This is a genomic window from Vibrio sp. TRT 1302 (assembly GCF_050113875.1).
In the GTDB taxonomy this organism is placed as follows: Bacteria; Pseudomonadota; Gammaproteobacteria; order Enterobacterales; family Vibrionaceae; genus Vibrio.
On sequence record NZ_JBNJOF010000026.1, the window covers coordinates 24,938 to 43,814 of the forward strand.

16 protein-coding genes are annotated in these 18,877 nt (G+C 44.6%); 4 read left to right on the forward strand and 12 right to left on the reverse strand.

Features of this window, described 5'->3' with window-relative positions:
- Nucleotides 1–63: 63 nt before the first annotated feature.
- From ACQEXP_RS19390 to ACQEXP_RS19405, 4 genes are all read right to left on the reverse strand, one after another.
- Nucleotides 64–1,230 carry an oligogalacturonate lyase family protein gene (locus ACQEXP_RS19390; protein WP_426971282.1) on the reverse strand — a complete coding sequence of 389 codons (1,167 nt, stop codon included), beginning with the start codon at nucleotides 1,228–1,230 and terminating at the stop codon, nucleotides 64–66.
- 57 nt (nucleotides 1,231–1,287) lie between these two features.
- Nucleotides 1,288–3,057, reverse strand: coding sequence for a sodium:solute symporter family protein (locus ACQEXP_RS19395; RefSeq protein ID WP_269377516.1), 1,770 nt, complete (start codon nucleotides 3,055–3,057; stop codon nucleotides 1,288–1,290).
- Nucleotides 3,058–3,356: 299 nt separating this feature from the next.
- Nucleotides 3,357–5,585, reverse strand: coding sequence for a right-handed parallel beta-helix repeat-containing protein (locus tag ACQEXP_RS19400; protein WP_426971283.1), 2,229 nt, complete (start codon nucleotides 5,583–5,585; stop codon nucleotides 3,357–3,359).
- A gap of 15 nt (nucleotides 5,586–5,600) precedes the next feature.
- The gene (locus tag ACQEXP_RS19405; RefSeq protein WP_426971284.1) at nucleotides 5,601–6,278 is read right to left on the reverse strand and encodes an oligogalacturonate-specific porin KdgM family protein; all 678 of its coding nucleotides are present in this window, start codon (nucleotides 6,276–6,278) and stop codon (nucleotides 5,601–5,603) included.
- Nucleotides 6,279–6,407: 129 nt separating this feature from the next.
- Between ACQEXP_RS19405 and ACQEXP_RS19410 the strand changes: the two genes are divergently transcribed.
- Nucleotides 6,408–8,138, forward strand: coding sequence for a sodium:solute symporter family transporter (locus ACQEXP_RS19410; protein ID WP_426971285.1), 1,731 nt, complete (start codon nucleotides 6,408–6,410; stop codon nucleotides 8,136–8,138).
- A 147-nt stretch (nucleotides 8,139–8,285) separates the two neighbouring features.
- On the opposite strand, the gene ACQEXP_RS19415 is transcribed toward ACQEXP_RS19410, so the two are convergent.
- The 6 genes from ACQEXP_RS19415 to kduD form a co-directional block, all read right to left on the reverse strand.
- A complete protein-coding gene (locus ACQEXP_RS19415; protein ID WP_269377523.1) occupies nucleotides 8,286–8,909 on the reverse strand; it encodes a bifunctional 4-hydroxy-2-oxoglutarate aldolase/2-dehydro-3-deoxy-phosphogluconate aldolase in 624 nt (207 codons plus the stop codon).
- A 10-nt stretch (nucleotides 8,910–8,919) separates the two neighbouring features.
- Nucleotides 8,920–9,849 carry a sugar kinase gene (locus ACQEXP_RS19420; protein ID WP_426971286.1) on the reverse strand — a complete coding sequence of 310 codons (930 nt, stop codon included), beginning with the start codon at nucleotides 9,847–9,849 and terminating at the stop codon, nucleotides 8,920–8,922.
- 188 nt (nucleotides 9,850–10,037) lie between these two features.
- Nucleotides 10,038–10,673 carry an RpiB/LacA/LacB family sugar-phosphate isomerase gene (locus ACQEXP_RS19425; RefSeq protein ID WP_269377525.1) on the reverse strand — a complete coding sequence of 212 codons (636 nt, stop codon included), beginning with the start codon at nucleotides 10,671–10,673 and terminating at the stop codon, nucleotides 10,038–10,040.
- 40 nt (nucleotides 10,674–10,713) lie between these two features.
- Nucleotides 10,714–11,034 (reverse strand): cupin domain-containing protein, encoded by a 321-nt coding sequence (locus ACQEXP_RS19430; RefSeq protein WP_269377527.1) that lies wholly within the window; start codon nucleotides 11,032–11,034, stop codon nucleotides 10,714–10,716.
- Between the two features lie 3 nt (nucleotides 11,035–11,037).
- Nucleotides 11,038–11,562: a YgjV family protein gene (locus ACQEXP_RS19435; protein WP_269377549.1), complete on the reverse strand. Its 525-nt coding sequence runs from the start codon at nucleotides 11,560–11,562 to the stop codon at nucleotides 11,038–11,040.
- Between the two features lie 16 nt (nucleotides 11,563–11,578).
- Nucleotides 11,579–12,340 carry a 2-dehydro-3-deoxy-D-gluconate 5-dehydrogenase KduD gene (kduD, locus tag ACQEXP_RS19440; protein WP_269377551.1) on the reverse strand — a complete coding sequence of 254 codons (762 nt, stop codon included), beginning with the start codon at nucleotides 12,338–12,340 and terminating at the stop codon, nucleotides 11,579–11,581.
- A 255-nt stretch (nucleotides 12,341–12,595) separates the two neighbouring features.
- On the opposite strand from kduD, the gene kdgR reads away from it, so the two are divergent.
- From kdgR to ACQEXP_RS19455, 3 genes are all read left to right on the forward strand, one after another.
- Nucleotides 12,596–13,378 carry a DNA-binding transcriptional regulator KdgR gene (kdgR, locus tag ACQEXP_RS19445; protein WP_269377528.1) on the forward strand — a complete coding sequence of 261 codons (783 nt, stop codon included), beginning with the start codon at nucleotides 12,596–12,598 and terminating at the stop codon, nucleotides 13,376–13,378.
- An 82-nt stretch (nucleotides 13,379–13,460) separates the two neighbouring features.
- Nucleotides 13,461–15,329 carry a DUF294 nucleotidyltransferase-like domain-containing protein gene (locus tag ACQEXP_RS19450; protein WP_426971287.1) on the forward strand — a complete coding sequence of 623 codons (1,869 nt, stop codon included), beginning with the start codon at nucleotides 13,461–13,463 and terminating at the stop codon, nucleotides 15,327–15,329.
- A gap of 2 nt (nucleotides 15,330–15,331) precedes the next feature.
- Nucleotides 15,332–16,048, forward strand: a complete 717-nt coding sequence (locus tag ACQEXP_RS19455; RefSeq protein ID WP_426971288.1) for an exonuclease domain-containing protein — start codon at nucleotides 15,332–15,334, stop codon at nucleotides 16,046–16,048.
- A gap of 85 nt (nucleotides 16,049–16,133) precedes the next feature.
- On the opposite strand, the gene glmS is transcribed toward ACQEXP_RS19455, so the two are convergent.
- Together glmS and ACQEXP_RS19465 are read right to left on the reverse strand one after the other, a co-directional pair.
- Complete coding sequence (gene glmS / locus ACQEXP_RS19460) at nucleotides 16,134–17,966, reverse strand: glutamine--fructose-6-phosphate transaminase (isomerizing) (RefSeq protein WP_269377531.1); 1,833 nt, start codon at nucleotides 17,964–17,966, stop codon at nucleotides 16,134–16,136.
- Between the two features lie 85 nt (nucleotides 17,967–18,051).
- Nucleotides 18,052–18,813 carry a DeoR/GlpR family DNA-binding transcription regulator gene (locus ACQEXP_RS19465; RefSeq protein WP_269377532.1) on the reverse strand — a complete coding sequence of 254 codons (762 nt, stop codon included), beginning with the start codon at nucleotides 18,811–18,813 and terminating at the stop codon, nucleotides 18,052–18,054.
- Between the last annotated feature and the right edge of the window lie 64 nt (nucleotides 18,814–18,877).

Below are 18,877 nucleotides of genomic sequence, written 5' to 3' on the forward strand. Positions count from 1 at the left end.
AATCGGGTGTGATAACGACTTTAATGAGTGACCAAAGCAGCGACTAAATCGCGCTGCTAGTGATCAATGCTTGAAACTCTCAGGCACTTCAGCAATATAAATTGCAGGTACCCCTTCAAAATCGCTGGTAAACAAGACGCCATCGTCATTTGGAGTAAATGATGGATGCGGGTGCGTAATTTGTCGATCACCATCAAGAACATCCCAAGACGTGCTGTGTTTACATAGTTTCTGTGCGGACTTCGCTTTAGTGTTAAGCACATATAGGAAGGGATCATTTTCTATGTTGTAGCTGTCTGCATCCGCCACATCGACAGGGGCATCACAACCATCACCCACCATTAGCGAACCATCAAAATTGCTCATTAGGTGAGAACAAGGCGGCATAACCATCACTTCCTCATTTTCGAGTGTTTCTGGGTTCGCTTTGTAAATCACACGATCCGTTTGGCCTTTAAAGTACGAGACATAAGCCATCGCACTGCCATCTGGAATCCAAAACTCGTGAGTACAAGATTCACCTTCCGCATGTTCTTTAATTTTACGTACATTACTGCCATTTTCGTTGACTAGCCACATACGAGAATCCACTAAGTCATGAGGCCCCTCATGACAAAAACCGACGGTTGAATCATCAAATGGACGATAAATAGGATGCCCTAGCCACGCATTGTCTTGATGGATCACTTCTAACTGACCCGTTGCGATATCAACTTTAATCAAACGGCATGTCGGGGCAGTATGATAAAACTCAGCAAACTTTTCCCACGACGTGAGTGGTTGCCAATCACGTTTAAGTATTTCAATACCGACCAACTTAGTACAATCAGAGTTTGCAACCCAAGTGCCGTAGCCTTTCCATTCTTCATCAACCGTGTAGATGATCGTTTCTTCCAACGTATCTAAATCGACTTTCATCAAGTTTAGTTCGTTCTTTACGTAGAAAAATGCACGTTCGTCAGTCGAGATAAAACCACCAAAGGTGTTGTCGCCTTTACCTTCCGTCAGTTGGACTGCTTGTTGCGTTTCAAGATTAAGCAGGTAATAGTTACGATTTCCGTCGAAATCACCTGCAAATAACAGCTTTTTTCCATCCTGAGTAAAGCACTTCTGGTAAAAGTAGTTACGATGACAAATCACGTCAGTTGGCGTTAATCGTGTCACTTTCACTTGAGTATCACTGTCAACAAAGGTTTCAAAGTTGAGAGTAATAACGTCACCCTTAGCCATAATATATCTCCAAAACAGGGCTGCCCAAATAAGGGCAGCCAAAATCACAAATTCAGTTTATTGCGTTGTTGTCGCGACGCTCGCCGTCTGTACATCTAGCCTGGCACTCTTTTTCAAGCCATAGCCGACTGCAAACACAGCAGCTGCACATGCAAGGAACAATAGGCGGCCCCAAAGAGGGTTTGGAATCAACACCATCAGAGTTAAACCTGCTGCCATATAGATAACCAGTGACCCCAATTTTGCACGTTGCATGCGGTCGACAATATCCTGACCTTCTTCCGCCACACACTCAGTGTCGACATCTTTAAAGAACTCCGTAGTGATCTCTTTGTGCGGATCTGTCTCTTCTTTGTAGAACAGAGTAGATAGACAGAAGAAACCAGCAGTGAAGACAAGATGCGCAGCGATAGTGATCATAGTGCGCATTTCACCAGCTTCACGACGTGTCAATTCATCAATGCCAAACCAGCTACCAACAAACTCTGGAGTGAAAATCTTCACTACCGACCAAGACACAAACATACCCACAACAACGGTTGCCCATGGCGCCCATTTAGGTGTTTTACGGATGATGATACCTAGGAACAACGGAACAAGAATTGGAGATTGAAGCAGAGTCGCAACTTGCATCATCAAATCGAACAGGCTTAGGTGCTTCAGCGAGTTGAAGAACTGAGCCATCATGATAACGAGAATACCGTTCACCAGACACGCGATCTGACCCGCACGTAACAGTTCTTTATCTGAAGCCTTACCTTTGCGCACGATGTTAGAGTAGAAGCTGCGAACGAAAATACCTGAGTTACGGTTTAGAGCAGAATCCATTGAAGACATAGTGGCGGCAAACAAACCCGCCATCAGCAGGCCAACAGTGCCAAGAGGCATAGTTTCGCGCGCAAACACTAGGTAGACCGCATCACTCGCTTTCGCGCCTAGAGATGAATACTGAGTGGCTGCATCTGGGTATAGGATTGCTGACGCCCATGGAGGAATAAACCAAATAATCGCACCAAACACCATCATCACTAACGCCATCAATGCTGCTTTACTTGCATTCTTAGAATCTTTAGCGTTCAGGAAACGGTAAGATTCCTGCATGTTGTTGATACTTTGAAGCTGTTTTACGACGAAGAAGATAAAAGTACAGACTAGAAGAAGTGGGTAGTTCATGTCTGGACCCATGATGAAACCACCAGGGAAGTTAGTAACGATCTCACCAGGACCGCCCACCACGTAAAGTGCAACCGCCGCACACGCAATCGAGATTACGGCAACAACAAGTGTCTGAATAAAGTCTGATGCAACAACACCCCATGCGCCACTGAGCAACGAAATGGCCAGTACTGCAAGGCCAGTCACCCAAATAGTAGTCACGATATCTGCATTAAATACCGCAGAAGCAAACACACCCAAACCGTTTAGCCAAACACCCGCGTTAATGACACTTAGGGGAATAATTACCCAAGTGAAGAACTGCTCATTGGTGTTACCAAAACGACGTTTCACCCCTTCTGTTGGCGTATCAACGCGCATTTGACGGAAGCGGCGAGCAAAGTAGAAGTAAGCGAAAACGTACGCCACCATGTTACCGATAAATACCGCTAATACTGCGAAACCATCGTTAAATGCTTTACCAGCTGCACCCGTAAAGGTCCATGCTGAGAACTGGGTCATAAAGGCTGTAGCACCAACCATCCACCAGAGCATCTTGCCGCCCCCACGGAAATAGTCACTGGTACTATTGCTTGCCATCTTTTTGAACAGCAAGCTGATTGCCACCATTAGGGCAAAGTAGCCTGCTATTACTAAGTAATCGTATTCCATAATAGAATCCTCGAAACGCTGTTTTAATTTAGATAAATTATAATTTCAAAAAACAAAGCTAACTGAGACAAAAATCAAAACAACGGTTCATTTTTATTTTTTTACCCACAAGTGTGATAGAGATCAATAGTGATCATCTTGTAAATAACAGGGAATGTATGCCCTCTTTTCCACGCTTCCCTTAGTTAATAATAGAAGTTCAAGGAGATTGTCACTGACAAGTCGGAAAAGGTAAAAGTGAGACCGTTGTATTGCGAGTTTTGATAAAAAAAGGGCTCGATAGAGCCCTTAATTACTCATTAGTTGATGAGTTGCTTAAGCAGAATGGCTTCTTGCTTGCCAGGCATATCTTGCTGACTATCAATGACTGCTGCTTGCTTCAACGGGGTAAGCGCTTTGCTGTCTACTGCTTTACCGTCGCTGTTGAGAGTTGTGCCACTTTCAATGAATGCATTACCTATCGACTTAGCACTGTTGATCACGTCATCGTATTGGCTGCTCACGTGGAAGCGGTATGAACGATTGTTAGTGAAAGTACCTTGCTCAATATCATCAGAGTATGGACTCTTGCGGAATAGATAATTAAATCGATGGTTATCAATCGATACATTATCACTGAGCACCAAGGATCCAGGGTTAAAGTTGTCGGTAAACCCATCCATGTTGTTGTTGAAAGACAGACTGTTTCTCACTACGTGTGGCACTGGGATACCTTCACCACCAAGCTTGAAACCATTACCGATCGTACCGCCTTTATTCGCCACTTCTAGGGTGCGCCCATTGTTGAATGCAATGGAGTCAATGATAGTCACCGCGCCATTTGCACCATCTTCAACCTTATTGAACAGATCCCATCCATCATCAATATTGTGATGAGAGATACAACGGATGAAACTATTACCATCTCCGATCCGCATCTTGGCGGCAAAACCATCTGCGTTGATCTGAGATGGATCCATGTTGTTGTAGCTTTCGCTATCGATCACTTGGTTGTAACTCGCCCACAAGGCACGGCCGATATTTTCTGGAGACGTAATAACAAAACCTGTGTCCGGTGCGCTATGAGTCACCATTTTCTCGAAGGTATTATGGCTACCATGCACAATGAACTGTGCCCCGGCGACTTCAATACCTTGGTAGTGCCAGTAGTTTGCGTCATGTAGGAGCTCGGAAATAAAGCGAACATTATCTCCATCTGCACGCAGATACTTGATCTTATCGGGACTACCACTCGCTGTAAGTGGGATTTCAATACCTTGATAATCCCCCTCTTTCAAATAGATAGTTCCACCAGCAGGAAGCAGTTCCACTGCCGTTGCTAAATCTAAAGGCTGTGAGTGAGAGCCATTACCTGTAGCGCTTCCATTCGGTGCAACATAAAGCACCATTGGATTATCTACAGCAACAAGATCAACGCTGTAACGATGAGATTGCAGCTCTGTATTAGGTCCATCAATAGCCTTAAACTTCACGTCTAACTCATTGACATCATTTGCCAGAGTCAACCTGTGACTAAATAACTCACCCGCATTCACCGTTTGCTTTACAACCGATTTGCCGTTGTGAAGCAGTTCAAATTCACCGGAATAATTGGCTCGAGCTTGAACTGGATAATCTCTGGTCGTCGTGCGTGGTGAAGAAGCGATTTGGAAGACGAGATCTCCCTGCTTCGAGGTGTATTTGGGAGCGTCAACGGTATCGGCTGAAGAGAGTTGCAAATCAACGTTACTCACTTGCATTTTGGCGTTACGTGATGCAAAGAAACCAACGTACTGAGATTCTTTATTCTGCATCTCTACAATGTTGGCATTCGCCCCTTTTACCGCTTGCTCGAAAAAGTTATCACCATTGCGGTAGCTAACTTTAAAGCCGTCATTGGTACGTGTCAGTGTCATACGGTAAGTTTCAGATTCACCATACGGAACGCCTTCTGCATAGTCGACTCGACTTAAGCGGTTACCTGGCGTTCCCCAAGGCTGATAGACCCCCTCACGGAATGAAGCATTGATGTTTGTCATTCCGTCGTTGCTACGAGTATGAGAACGCAGTAAGTTCATCACCATGTTTGACGCTGACGGAAATTCTTCATGACCTTCAGGTTGAGGGACCAAACGCTCTGCGCCCAAAATATCGCGAACCATCAAGCCAGCACCTTCTTGGCGGTTTGGCGTGGCACCCGTTTCAGGACCAAGTTGCTCTAACACCACGTCTGCACTAAGAGTAAAGTTCACATCGGTAGGCAGTTCTGTGTAGTAAAAGGTGAGCCCCTCATGAGAGTTAGCAAGCTTTCCTCCACGGCTTTCAATGGTAAATGCTGAAGCTAACTTGCCCGCTTCAAGCACATCACCATTGACAGTAACTTGGTTAACGCCAACTTTCTGCGGAAGAATTGTAGAGCCAAAATTCATGTCAGTTGACTGACCAAAAGTGATTGCTTTCCACGTAAGGTCTTCGACCTTGATATCCGTCGCATAGGCCGTTGGGGTTAATATTGCCGCAAGGCATAAGGCTAAAGTGTGTTTTTTCATGATCACTTTTCCTTGTTAGAAGTTGTACTTCAAACCAACACGGAAACGAGGAATATATTCATCCTTAAACTCTGCCCCATCCCCTTTATGAGTGATCGCGGCAACGGCAAAATATGGAATCACACCATTCTCTAGCTTGGTGTATTCACCTTTGAAATCGAACAGTTGGTCATAGCCTTTGTCTTTCCAACCGCCTTCACCACCATGAATATCTTTATATTCCGCTTCAACGCCTAACTTGCCCCACTCAAACTTACGGTTTGCGTAGAGGTTGAGCTGGTTATAGCGAGAATCATCGGTGTTTTTATATCCGTGGCGAATACGCGCTGCGACATCCCACTCATCATTGATTTTGTATGCTCCCGTTAAGTTGTACTTAAACACGGATGCCCCTGAAGGACTCGAATCAATGTTAATACCTGGAGTCAGAGAAAAGTTGTCAGTCATTCTCCAGCGGTAGTTGAGACCAGTTTCGTGACCAGCATTACTCATATGACTATTCTTGTAATCCCATTTAGCTTCGACGCTAAAGCCGATTTGATTATCGAAACGATGAGAAACGTAAATACGATCTCTATGTTCATCGCCATCACGATCAGGCACATATTCATGTCGAATATCAACAGAAGCGGCAGATGCCAAGCCAGAGGTCATTGCAAGTAGGAGTGCAGAAGTAAGGTATCTGATTTTCATTTTAAAACACCATTTCATTTTATAGTAAATATTGTTTTAATATATTCATTATTCAGAGTTGATAAAGTTCTCATCTAAATTTTTGTGATCTTTAAAACAGTGTTTTAATTTTTTCGTGAGCTCCGACACATGACTTTATTAGATTCGATGATCGTAATGATCTATCTGCTCTTCATTGGGATCGCCGCGTGGCTTTTTCGTCGCTTTTCCCAATCGTCTAGCCACTTTCTTCAAGGTGGCGGAACCATGATGTGGTGGATGGCTGGCGCCACCGCATTCATGACTCAATTTTCAGCATGGACATTTACCGGCGCGGCAGCCAAAGCCTATGAAGATGGTATTAGCGTGATGTTTATCTTTTGGGGTAACGCCATAGGCTTTTTTGTGGCGGCAGCATTTTTTGCAAGACGTTATCGAAGGCTGCGCGTCGAAACTGCGATGGAAGTGATTCGAGCTCGCTTTGGGTACGCTTCTGAGCAGGTATTTACCCTATTTAATTTTCCTGTGACCTTGATTGCTTGCGCAATTTGGATGAATGGATTGGCGGCATTTTTCTCCGCTGTGTTTGCCTTTGACGTCTCGACCACCATCATTGCCATGGGGGTCATTGTCACCTTGATCGCAGTGAGTGGTGGCGCATGGACAGTCTCTGTCACTAACGTTATTCAATTAATACTGCTTATCTCGATCACCTTGGTTATCGGCTTTACAGCACTACAAAATTTCAATTCACCTACTGAAATCTTTGCTCATGTGAGTCCAATCTACGGTGACAAAATTAGTACAACATCACTGTTTGCTATGTGGGCGGTCGCGATGCTTGTCCAGCAAACCATGAGCAATAATCACACGTTGAGTTGCTATCGCTTCCTCACCACTGCAAACGACAAAGATGCCACTAAAGCGGCTTTCGTGGCGGGAGTGCTATTTGGTTTTGCCCCCATATTGTGGTTTATGCCTGCTTGGTTTGTCGCAGCGCAGAACATCAATCTATTTGCTATCTATCCTGCTTTAGAACAGAACGCTAACAACGCCGCCTACCTCTACTACATCCAGCACTATATGCCACAGGGTATTTTGGGACTGGTCATGGTTGCTTTAGTCGCAGCCACCATTGCACCACTCACTTCAGCCCATAACCGAAATGCCGGTATTGTGGTGAAAAGCCTTTATCTAGTGTGGATAAGTCCTGAAGCCAACGAGCGTCAACAGTTAGTGGCTGGTAAAGTGGCGACCTTGTTGTCTGGCGCATTCGCAACAATCACTGCATTGCTATTGGCATCGGTCGAATCGCATAGCTTGTTTGACATGATGATTATGTTTGCAGCATTTATTCAAATGCCAATCAACATTCCTTCGCTGCTGGCACTGGTGACCTTAAAAACGCCAAACTGGTCTGGATGGGCAACCGTCATCGTCGGATGCGCGGTATCGCTATTTATGATGTTTATCTTTGACATCAACTGGCTATCTTCAACCACTCTTACAGCAAGAGAAAGTAAAGACCTTACCGTGGTAGTGACTCTCCTTCTGCATTTGATCGTTACCGGAGGATTCTTTTTATCTACCCGTATTTTTTACGCCAAAGAACCTGAGGCAATCCAACAACAACGAGGCCAACTTTCCGTGAAGTTGGCCACTCCGCTCAGTCAAGATGAACAATCCCCAATCAATCACAAGCAAGGGATCTACGTGGGATCACTCACGGCGTTGGCTGGCCTATTACTGATCCTCGCAGGCTTTGGTCTCTCTGCGCCTTCTAAGCCGATTTTTGTCGCGATTGGTTGTATGGTAATGCTGTTTAGCATGCTATTGCTTAAACCCGAACCTCGGGCAAAACACAAACTGCAAAAGTATTAACTAAGCGATAGGTAAGAGGGCTCGGATGTAACTAACCCGATTCGTGTCGCCAGATAAAAAAACGCCTGCGTTATCGCAGGCGTTCAATGAAAGTTTATCGATGAGAGCTAAGCACGAAGTGCGATCTCATAACGAACGGTATATCACCTATGCGATAATACCTGCCACTTCACGTACCAGTTTCGCCAAATCATCCCACTGCTCGTTATCAATGAGTTCACCAGGAACCATCCAAGTACCGCCACAAGCTAAAACAGACGATATCGATAGGTAGTCTTTTACATTACTTGGGCTAACACCACCTGTAGGCATAAATTTCACCGGGTAGACAGCAGATAACGCTTTAAGCATAGCGACACCTCCTGAAGGCTCCGCAGGGAAAAACTTCAGGGTGCGTAATCCCATTTCCATCGCCTGTTCAACCAAGCTTGGGTTGTTTACGCCAGGGACAATCGTGACGTTGCGTTGTTGACAGTATCTTACCGTCGTTGGGTTGAAACCTGGGCTAACAATAAAGTCTACACCCGCATCAATCGCTTCATCGACTTGCGCACTTGTTAACACGGTTCCCGCACCAATTAGCATCTCTGGATAAGCTTCACGCATGTTTTTGATCGCCAATGCCGCATCTTCTGTACGGAAAGTGACTTCAGCACACGGGAGACCATTCTCAATGAGTACCTGTGCCAATTTAACAGCTTTACCAGCATCTTTGATTGCGATGACAGGGACAACTTTAATCTCTGCAAGTTGTTGGTTAAGATCTTTCATTTCAGGTTCCTTAAATAGTTGGCATCGCTTGGCTTGGAATAATCGCACCACGATGTTGAATAACAGTACCAGCCACTTTGTGCCCAGCAAGCGCAGACTCAGCAAGGTCTCCGCCTAAAATTCTTTTTGCCAGATAACCAGCGCTAAAAGAATCTCCAGCCGCAGTCGTATCGATAACAGAGTCTACCTTTATGGCTGCTATCGTATGTTGCTGCTCTGCGGTCACAACAAAGCAATCGTCCGCCCCACGTTTGATGATTATCTCTTTCACACCAAAGTTTTTCGCACGACTAATCGCTTCATCTTCATGCTTGTCGCCCCAGAGCAACACCTCATCATCAAATGTCAAAAAGGCCAGATCGGTAAGGCTAAGGATTTGCGCGTAAAAATCTCGGGCCTGTTCAACACTTGACCAAAGTTGAGGACGGAAATTGTTATCAAAAGCAATCACAACCCCCTCTTTTCGACACATAGACAAGAGTTCAATCAAAGTCTGGCGACAATCATCCGCGATGATAGCCAAGCTAATACCGCTCAAATAGATCATTTGATACTGGCAGAGATCTTTGACCAATGATAGTAACGCTCGCTCACGCAGCCAAAACTTTGCCGCAGAGTCATTGCGCCAGTAAAAGAAACTACGTTCGCCATCGTCTGCTGTTTCGATTGCGTATATCCCAGGGAGTTTATCTTGAGAAAGGTAGACCATATCCGTATTAAGCCCTTCATCCTGCCAAGCGCTTAACATTTCACGGCTAAAGGGATCATGTCCAAGACCCGTAACATAAGAAGTTTCTACTCCTTGCTGTTTCGTTAAACGAGACAGATAAACAGCGGTATTGAGTGTATCGCCACCAAATCCTTGCTGAAGGGCTCCATCTTGTTTTTTAAGCTCCACCATACATTCGCCAATGATGGCGACGCGATTGATTGGGTTCATAGGAAGTCTCCAGATTACTTAATATCGCTATTATCTCAGCAATAAAACCACCAAACAATAAAAATAAAACATCGGTTCATTAAATATGGGATATAGATCTTAATACCAGAGATTTGCCATCCATTGAGGATAAATATGAAAAAGCCAGCAGACGCTGGCTTGAACTTATTTCCCGATAAAATGAGTGCTTAATCTAAGAGTGTTTTTACGTACTCTGCAATTTCAGGCACTTGGCAGTGAGCAAAGAAGCACTCTTGGAATTGTGTGCTGCCTACTGCTGTTTTTACGAGTTCTTGATCAATCGCACGTAACCCTTCAACAACGTCTTTTGCCACCGCTGCTTTAACGTTGTTTAGGATAGCAGCATTTGCTTGTTGTGGAGCAGCACGCTCAATTGGGTAGCCTTCACCACGTTTACCCGTAAAGGCTTTTTCGAAGATATAACGAACGTTAAGTTCACCCGCCCAACCAAAACCTTTAGCAAACGCAAGTGAAATCGCGTTGCCATTGTTGATTTGATTAAACAGGAACGCATCTGACGGCTCAAGGCAGTAGCCACAAACTACACCAGGGTGTAGGTTGCAAGACATCAGAGCACCTTGACCTGTACCACAACCTGTCACAACAAAATCGACGGCTTTCGAATTCAGTAGAATGCTCGCCATGATACCTAAGTGAATGTAGGTTAAATGATGATCATTTTCATCCATCATACCTAGGTTGAAAACATCGTGACCTAGGCCACCCGCTACAGAGTTCAATTCACCAGCCACCATCGCATTTTTTGCTGCTTGGCTGTTCTCCATCATTAGTGCAATTTTCATGTGTTACTCCTGCGGATACACCGCATTCTAATTTCAATTTTTAAACAAAATCTTTGCGCATCGGGGTGAAAGTATCGATAAGGACACCCGCTTTAAGACAAACACAGCCATGTTCAATATTTGGCTCTTTGTACATAGTATCGCCTGTTCTGACGATTTTTTTCTCTTCCCCAATAGTGAATTCAAACTCACCCGAAAGAACATAAGTTAGTTGCTCATGAGGGTGGCTGTGCATTGCGCCAATAGCACCTTCTTCGAAATGGACTTCGACGGACATCATGTTATCGCTGTGAGCGAGAACTTTGCGTGAAATACCTGCGCCGAGATCTTCCATCGGAATGTCTTGGTTTAATACGAACATGGTTCACCTAATCACTTGATTGATCATGGGTTCAGAACGCTGACGATATAGTCGAAAAATGGTGATTATATTCATCACAATAACTGTCATTTCTAACAGTGTTCCACCAATAGAACCCACTAAAATATTGTTAGTTAGCCAACAAGAAGCTCCGATCAAGAAGCCAATCCGCATTCTTATCCCAGATAAGCAGAACAGTGAGTATGTCCCAATCGAGGTACCTATAATTGGCCACAAATCACGCCATTGCTCTGCAAGCCAGAACCCACTGACTAAACTAATCACAATAAAAACAGCAGCAACTCGCTTGGATGAAACAAAAATCGCTGTTGTTGTTCTCAGAGCCGAAAGCAAAGCACTTAATGCCGATACCATCGAACCGAGTAATAAAAAGTGGAGAAGATGATTGAGATTAAAAATCAGCATCAAGATTTTTAGGTGCCTGTCATTTTTCTGGTAGAAGACGGAGAATCCCAAACCAAAACTTATAAACCCTAACGCTTGCGCCAATATCAAGCTATCCACAATCACCTTCTCACAATTTTTAGCGTGCTAGCCAACCACCATCAACAGCAATGGTATAACCGTTAATGTAGTCTGCCGCTTTTGACGCTAGGAATACGCAAGGCCCTGCAAGATCCTCAGGTGTACCCCAACGCGCTGCTGGGATTCGGTCAACGATCTCTTGGTTGCGTGTTTCATCAGCACGTAGTGCCGCTGTGTTATTCGTCGCCATGTAACCCGGTGCAATCGCATTGACGTTAATCCCATGACTTGCCCATTCATTTGCCATCAGGCGAGTCACACCCATTACGCCACTCTTAGAAGCGGTGTATGACGGCACGCGAATTCCGCCTTGGAAAGAAAGCATTGATGCAATGTTAATGATCTTGCCGCCTTCACCTTGCGCAATGAATTGCTTCGCAACAGCCTGAGACATGAAGAACACAGACTTCACATTGATGTTCATCACGTCATCCCAATCTTGCTCAGAAAATTCAATCGCATCATTACGACGAATAATACCCGCGTTGTTAACGAGAATATCGATACGACCTAACTCTGTGACGGCACGATCTACGATGGATGGAATATCATCTAGCTTCATCAGATTGGCACGGATATCGACAAACTTACGCCCTTCGGCCTCAATCTTTGCAATTGTTTCTGTTGGCTCACAGATGTTTACACCAACGATGTCACAGCCTGCTTTTGCAAGACCAAGTGCCATACCTTGACCAAGACCAGTATCACAACCAGTCACAATGGCAACTTTGCCCTCAAGGTTAAATGAATCAAGAATCATGTCGTTTTCCTCAGTAATAGGTAGTGTCGTGATTTGGCTCATCGGCCTTGTCACTTTGTGTACATTCATCCTCACCTAAAAAGAAACTGTTTGCAATTTTTTTTGAAAAGGCGTTTTAAAAATATTGATTACGATCTTGTTTTTCCAAAATGTTTAGCTGCGCGGTTTCAAATTTTTGAAAAGGTATTTTAAAAATACTGGTTCTTATCATTTTCAACGATATAATTCAGGAAACTAAGAATGAAAGGGGCAACAATGGAAAAGTCTACTCAGCCTGAATCGGTTTCATCAGTACTAAAAGTTTTTCATATTCTTCAGGCACTTGGTGAACAGAAGGCGATCGGCGTTTCAGAGCTTTCTCAACGTTTAATGATGTCTAAAGCGACGACTTATCGCTTTCTCCAGACGATGAAATCTTTGGGCTACGTCTCTCAAGAAGGCGAAGCCGACAAGTATTCATTAACGTTGAAACTCTTTGAACTCGGCGCAAAATCACTTGAATATGTTGATCTGATTGAACTGGCAGACAAAGAAATGCGCCATATTTCAGAGCAAACTAACGAAGCCTTGCACCTTGGTGCTTTGGATGAAAATGCCATCATTTACATCCACAAAATCGACTCAGGCTACAACTTACGTATGCAATCACGTATTGGTCGTCGTAACCCGCTCTACAGTACAGCGATAGGCAAAGTGTTGCTTTCTGAGCGTGAAGAGAGCTTTGTTCGCGATGTACTCAGTGATGTTGAATTCATTAAACATACTGAAAAAACCTTGGAAAGTACGGATCAGGTACTCGAAGAGTTAGCTAAAGTTCGTGACTTCCACTATGCGGAAGATAATGAAGAGCAAGAACCTGGTCTTCGCTGTATCGCAGCACCGATATACGATCGTTTTGGCCAAATCATAGCGGGATTATCTATTTCATTCCCAACCATCCGTTTCGATGAAGAGAGAATGGAATATTACGTCGGTTTACTGCATCAAGCGGGTAAAAACATCTCTGAACAGTTGGGTTACCACAAATATCCAGCCTAATCAGAAATAATAGGCAGCCATACGGCTGCTTTTTTTGCCATTAATGATGATAATGAAACACCGGTTCATTTAAGAGGTAACTATGGGCACATCTGTCACTCCTAACATTTTCGACTTTTTGATCAAAATTGATCCCTTCGATAAATTGCCAACAGCCGTAGTGGGAACAATTGCGAACTCGGTTAAAGTTAAGTATCTGGTGCGAGGGGAAACGATAGGCTTCAGTGCGCTGTGCGAACAAAGGTACCTCTATATCATTAGAACTGGGGCCATTGAACAACGAACACCTAAAGGCGAATTGAGAGCTCGACTAGGGCAAGATGACCAATTTGGATTTACCTTTCTCGACCCACTAGAAAAGGCCGAAGATGGCTATCAGGCCGAAGCAATTGAAGATTCACTGCTCTATCTTATTCCCCATTCTGAGCTAAGACTGGTCAGCGAAGCACATCCAGAATTTGCAGACTACTTTGCTACTCAGGCGAATGTGCGTTTGAGTTCGGCCGTAAACTACGTTTGCCGTAAAGAAGACAAAGGGCTCTTCTTCCGTACGGTCGGAGAAATTGCCAGCGAAAACATTGCCATTGTCGATGTGAATGATTCTATCCGCTACGTCGCTCAAACCATGTGTGGCAAACAGCGAAGTTCCTGTGCAGTCGTCATGAAACAAGGTGAAATCATTGGCTTAGTTACTGATCGTGACATGACCAAGTCGGTGGTCGCTGAAAATATGGATCCCCTTCAACCGATTGCCAAAGTGATGACCCCAAATCCAGTATTGATAGATGACGACGCCAAAGTTATCCAAGCAATCTCTTTGATGCTGCAATACAACATTCGCTGCCTACCTGTCGTCAACGGAAAACAAGTTAAAGGGCTGCTGACGACCACACATCTGGTACATAATCACCGGACACAGTCTTTGTTCTTGATTGAAAAAATCAAATACGCCAGTTCATTGAACGCCTTATCTGCACTTAGAGAAGAGCGTCAAACCATCTTCCAAGCCTTGGTAGAGAGTGGCGTAAGTGCAGAGATCCAAGGCCGTGTAATGTCTATGATCATGGATGCCTTCACACGCCGAATTATTCAGCTCAATGAAGAACTTTTGGGAGCACCACCCTGTGAGTACGCCTGGTTGGTTGCAGGCTCTCACGCCCGCAATGAAGTTCACATGCTGTCCGATCAAGATAGCGCGATTGTTCTTGCTGATGAGGCGACCGAAGAACACAAACTCTACTTTACTCATCTGGCTATGCGGGTATGCAATGGTTTAGCTGCGTGTGGCTATCCCTTATGTGATGGAAAATACATGGCAGCATCCCCTAAATGGTGTCAACCAATCTATCGCTGGAAAGAGTACTACCAAAAATGGGTGGCAAGCCCCGAGTACAACAAGCTCCTTAGTATCAGCGTATTCCTAGAAGTTCGCGCAATTCATGGTAACCGTGAATTTGTAGACCAAATACAGCAGCACTTACACACCTGCATCCAAAAGAGTCCGAGCTTTATCTCTGCGCTGACACGTGATGCGATAGACACTCAACCACCTCTTGGTATCTTTAACAATTTGGTACTGGAAAAAGGTGGCGAAAACAGCAATACCCTGAATATTAAGAAGTACGCTTTAAATTTGATCATCGACTTGGCGCGCATTTTTAGTCTCGCGGCGGGTGGATCTTTGACTGGCACGGAAGAGCGCTTTCGTTACGCAGCACAACACGGCACGTTATCGAAAGATAGCGCTGAGAACATCATTGGCGCATATCGTTTCATCACTCAAGTTCGTTTTCGTCACCAGTTGAATGCAATTCTGGCTGGAACGACTCCAGACAACCATATCGCTCCCGATGATTTCAGTAGCTTTGAACGTAAGCACTTAAAAGATGCCTTTAAGATCATCAGTGAACTGCAAGATGTCGCCAAATTGAAATTTGTTAAAGGGGTTTAATCGTGATTAAGCAGTGGTTCAAGCAATGGGAAACGCCTCTCTCTCCCGAAAAAATTCGCCAGACGATTAAGATTGAGGAGACTTGGTCTGTCGAGTTGCAAAACTATCTACAGCAGCCTTTAGTTGATGAAGCACTCACCTTAAATGAATTGGAGTTTGTCGCCTTAGATTTTGAAACCACCGGCATCGATGCACAGGACGATCAAATCTTATCGATTGGCGTTGTGGATCTGACACTTGAAGACATTAATATCGCGACTTGCAAAGAGTGGTTTATTTGCAACGGACAATTCATCAAGCCAGAATCGGCCAAAATAAACGGTTTAACCCCGCAAGATTTGGCCAAAGGCTTGTCATTAGATGAAGGGTTCAATCGGTTGCTGGAACGTATTACTGGCAAAGTTATCCTTGCCCATGGGAGTGGTATTGAAAAAGCCTTCATTGATGCGTATTTCGCCTCTCGCTTTCAAATCGATACGTTTCCGACTTACTTCCTTGATACATTGCAAATCGAAAAACAATTTAGCTACGCCGGAAAAAGCGGGACGCATACCAGTTACCAATTAGATGACTTGCGCCGTTACTACCATCTGCCAGATTATCTCTCACACTGTGCGGCTAGCGATGCCTTAGCCTGTGCAGAGTTGTTCCTGCTGCAAAACAAAAAACGCCCACACCTTTCAAAATTAACCTTGGGCCAAGTAGCAAAAACTCGATAGATTCTGAGCGTAGAAAATAAAAAATGGTAGCGTTCCAGCCAGAACGCTACCATTAATGAAACCATTTCTGCGGTTCGAAAAACCGTTATTCCACCGTTACCGCTTTGGCTAAGTTACGAGGTTGGTCAACATCAGTACCTTTAATCAGAGCCACATAGTATGACAGCAACTGCATCGGGATGGTGTAGTAGATTGGTGCGGTAATATCACTAACGTGAGGCATAGTAATGATCTTCATTGTCTCATCCGCTTCAAAACCTGCGTCCGCGTCAGCAAATACATACAGTAGACCGCCACGAGCTCGGACTTCTTCTACGTTCGACTTTAATTTCTCGAGTAGATCATTGCTTGGTGCTACCACAACAACAGGCATATCAGCATCAATCAATGCCAAAGGACCGTGTTTCAATTCACCTGCCGCATAAGCTTCAGCATGAATGTAAGAGATCTCTTTAAGTTTAAGAGAAGCTTCCATCGCAATTGGGTAGAACTCACCTCGGCCAAGGAACAGAGTATGGTGCTTATCAGCGAAGTCGGTCGCCAATTCCTCAATGTCTTTTTCAAAGGAAAGCGCTGCGTTGATTTGTTTTGGTAACGCATGCAATGCTTCTACGATCTCTTTCTCTTTTTCTTTAGTGATACGGCCTTGTTGCTTGCCCAAAGCAGTGACTAACATAAGTAACGCAGATAGCTGAGTAGTGAACGCTTTCGTTGAAGCGACGCCAATTTCTACCCCTGCGCGAGTCATAAACGCAAAATCTGATTCACGTACTAGCGATGAACCCGCTACGTTACAGATGGTCATTGCCGCCATGTAACCTTTCTCTTTTGCTAGGCGAAGAGCAGCAAGGGTATCCGCCGTTTCACCAGATTGAGACAAGGTAATCAGCAAGCTGTTTGGACGAGTGACAAACTTACGGTAACGGAACTCTGATGCAATTTCTACATCGCAGCTTACGCCAGCAATATCTTCAAACCAGTAACGCGCAGTCATACCGGCATTGTATGACGTACCACAGGCTACAATTTGGATATGCTCGACTTTGCTTAAGATCTCTGCCGCATTCACACCAATAGATTCCGTTACGACCGAATCTGAAGTGATACGTCCTTCCATGGTGTTGATTAAAGCGGTCGGCTGTTCGTAGATCTCTTTTTGCATAAAGTGACGGTACTGACCTTTATCACCAGCATCATGCTCTGCATTGGACTCAATGATTTCACGCTCAACACGTTCACCACTCTCATCAAACACAGTCACCTCACGGCGGGTAATTTCAGCTACGTCACCTTCCTCAAGGTACATAAAGCGACGAGTCACGTTAAGCAGTGCCAGTTGGTCTGAAGCTAGGAAATTTTCGCCTACACCAAAACCAATGACGATTGGGCTGCCTGAACGCGCAACCACAATACGAGAAGGATCTTTACGATCGAGAGCCACGGTACCGTATGCACCATGCAACTGCTGAGCCGTTTTTTGAAACGCTTCGAGTAACGATTGCGAGGTACGTAGTTCCCATTCGACTAGATGAGCAATCACTTCTGTATCTGTTTGAGACTCAAATACGTAACCACGTGATTTCAACAATTCACGTAACTCTTCATGGTTTTCAATAATACCATTGTGCACAACGGCAATATCACCTGACATATGAGGGTGTGCATTGATCTCTGAAGGTTCGCCATGAGTTGCCCAACGTGTATGAGCAATCCCAGTACCACCAATAACTTGCGCCGCATCTACAGCATCAGCAAGTTCTTGCACTTTACCTAAACGGCGCAGACGAGTCAGATTAGAATTGCCATCAACAATCGCAACCCCCGCTGAATCGTAGCCACGGTACTCCAAGCGACGTAAGCCTTCGACTAAGATTTCTGCAACATCTCGCTGTGCTACCGCACCGACGATTCCACACATAGTTCAACTCCCTTGTGTCTATTCCGATTGGCAGCAAGCAAAGGCCATATTCGGAAAGTTAAGTTTTATAAATTTGGTATTTTGGTTAGGCGCAAACCACTTTCACGCCATGAGATTCAATTTTTTCTTTAAACTCTGGGTTTAAGTCTTTGTTTGTAATCAATATGTCAATCGCATCCCAAGCCAGTTCTAAGTTAGGAATCTTGCGACCAATCTTTTCTGATTCCACCATAACAATGACTTCCCGTGATACTTCAGCCATCACTTTACTCAGGCCGACCAACTCATTGAACGTAGTTGTACCCCGATCGAGATCGACACCATCCGCTCCAATAAACAATTGGTCAAAGTCATATGATCGTAGAACAGATTCTGCCACCTGCCCCTGAAACGACTCTGAATGTGCATCCCAAGTGCCCCCCGTCATTAGCAAAGTCGGCTCACTTTCAAGTTCATTGAGTGCATTCGCAACATTGAGTGAGTTGGTCATCACGATCAGCCCTCTCATACCATCAAGCTGCTTGATTAACGCCCCTGTCGTACTGCCACTATCGATGACAATACGGTTATGCTCTCGAATCAACTTTGCGGCAGCTTGAGCCAACTCATTCTTTCGAACCGAAACATTTTCACTCATTTCATCGCTAACGACTTCTTTCGGTAATGCTATCGCACCACCATAACGACGAAGTAGCTGTCCATTCTTTTCCAAAGAAGCCAGATCCTTTCTGATCGTTACCTCGGATGTTTCAAACTGAATGGATAGAGCTTCGACACTGACTTCTCCTTTTTCATTTACAAGGTTAGAAATCGCATGCCTTCTTAGCTGTGTGTTTCGTTTCGACATTTAATCTTTGCCTTCAAGTTTCGAAGTGAAAGCAATTATAGTCAAGTCGAAAGATTTAAGTCCA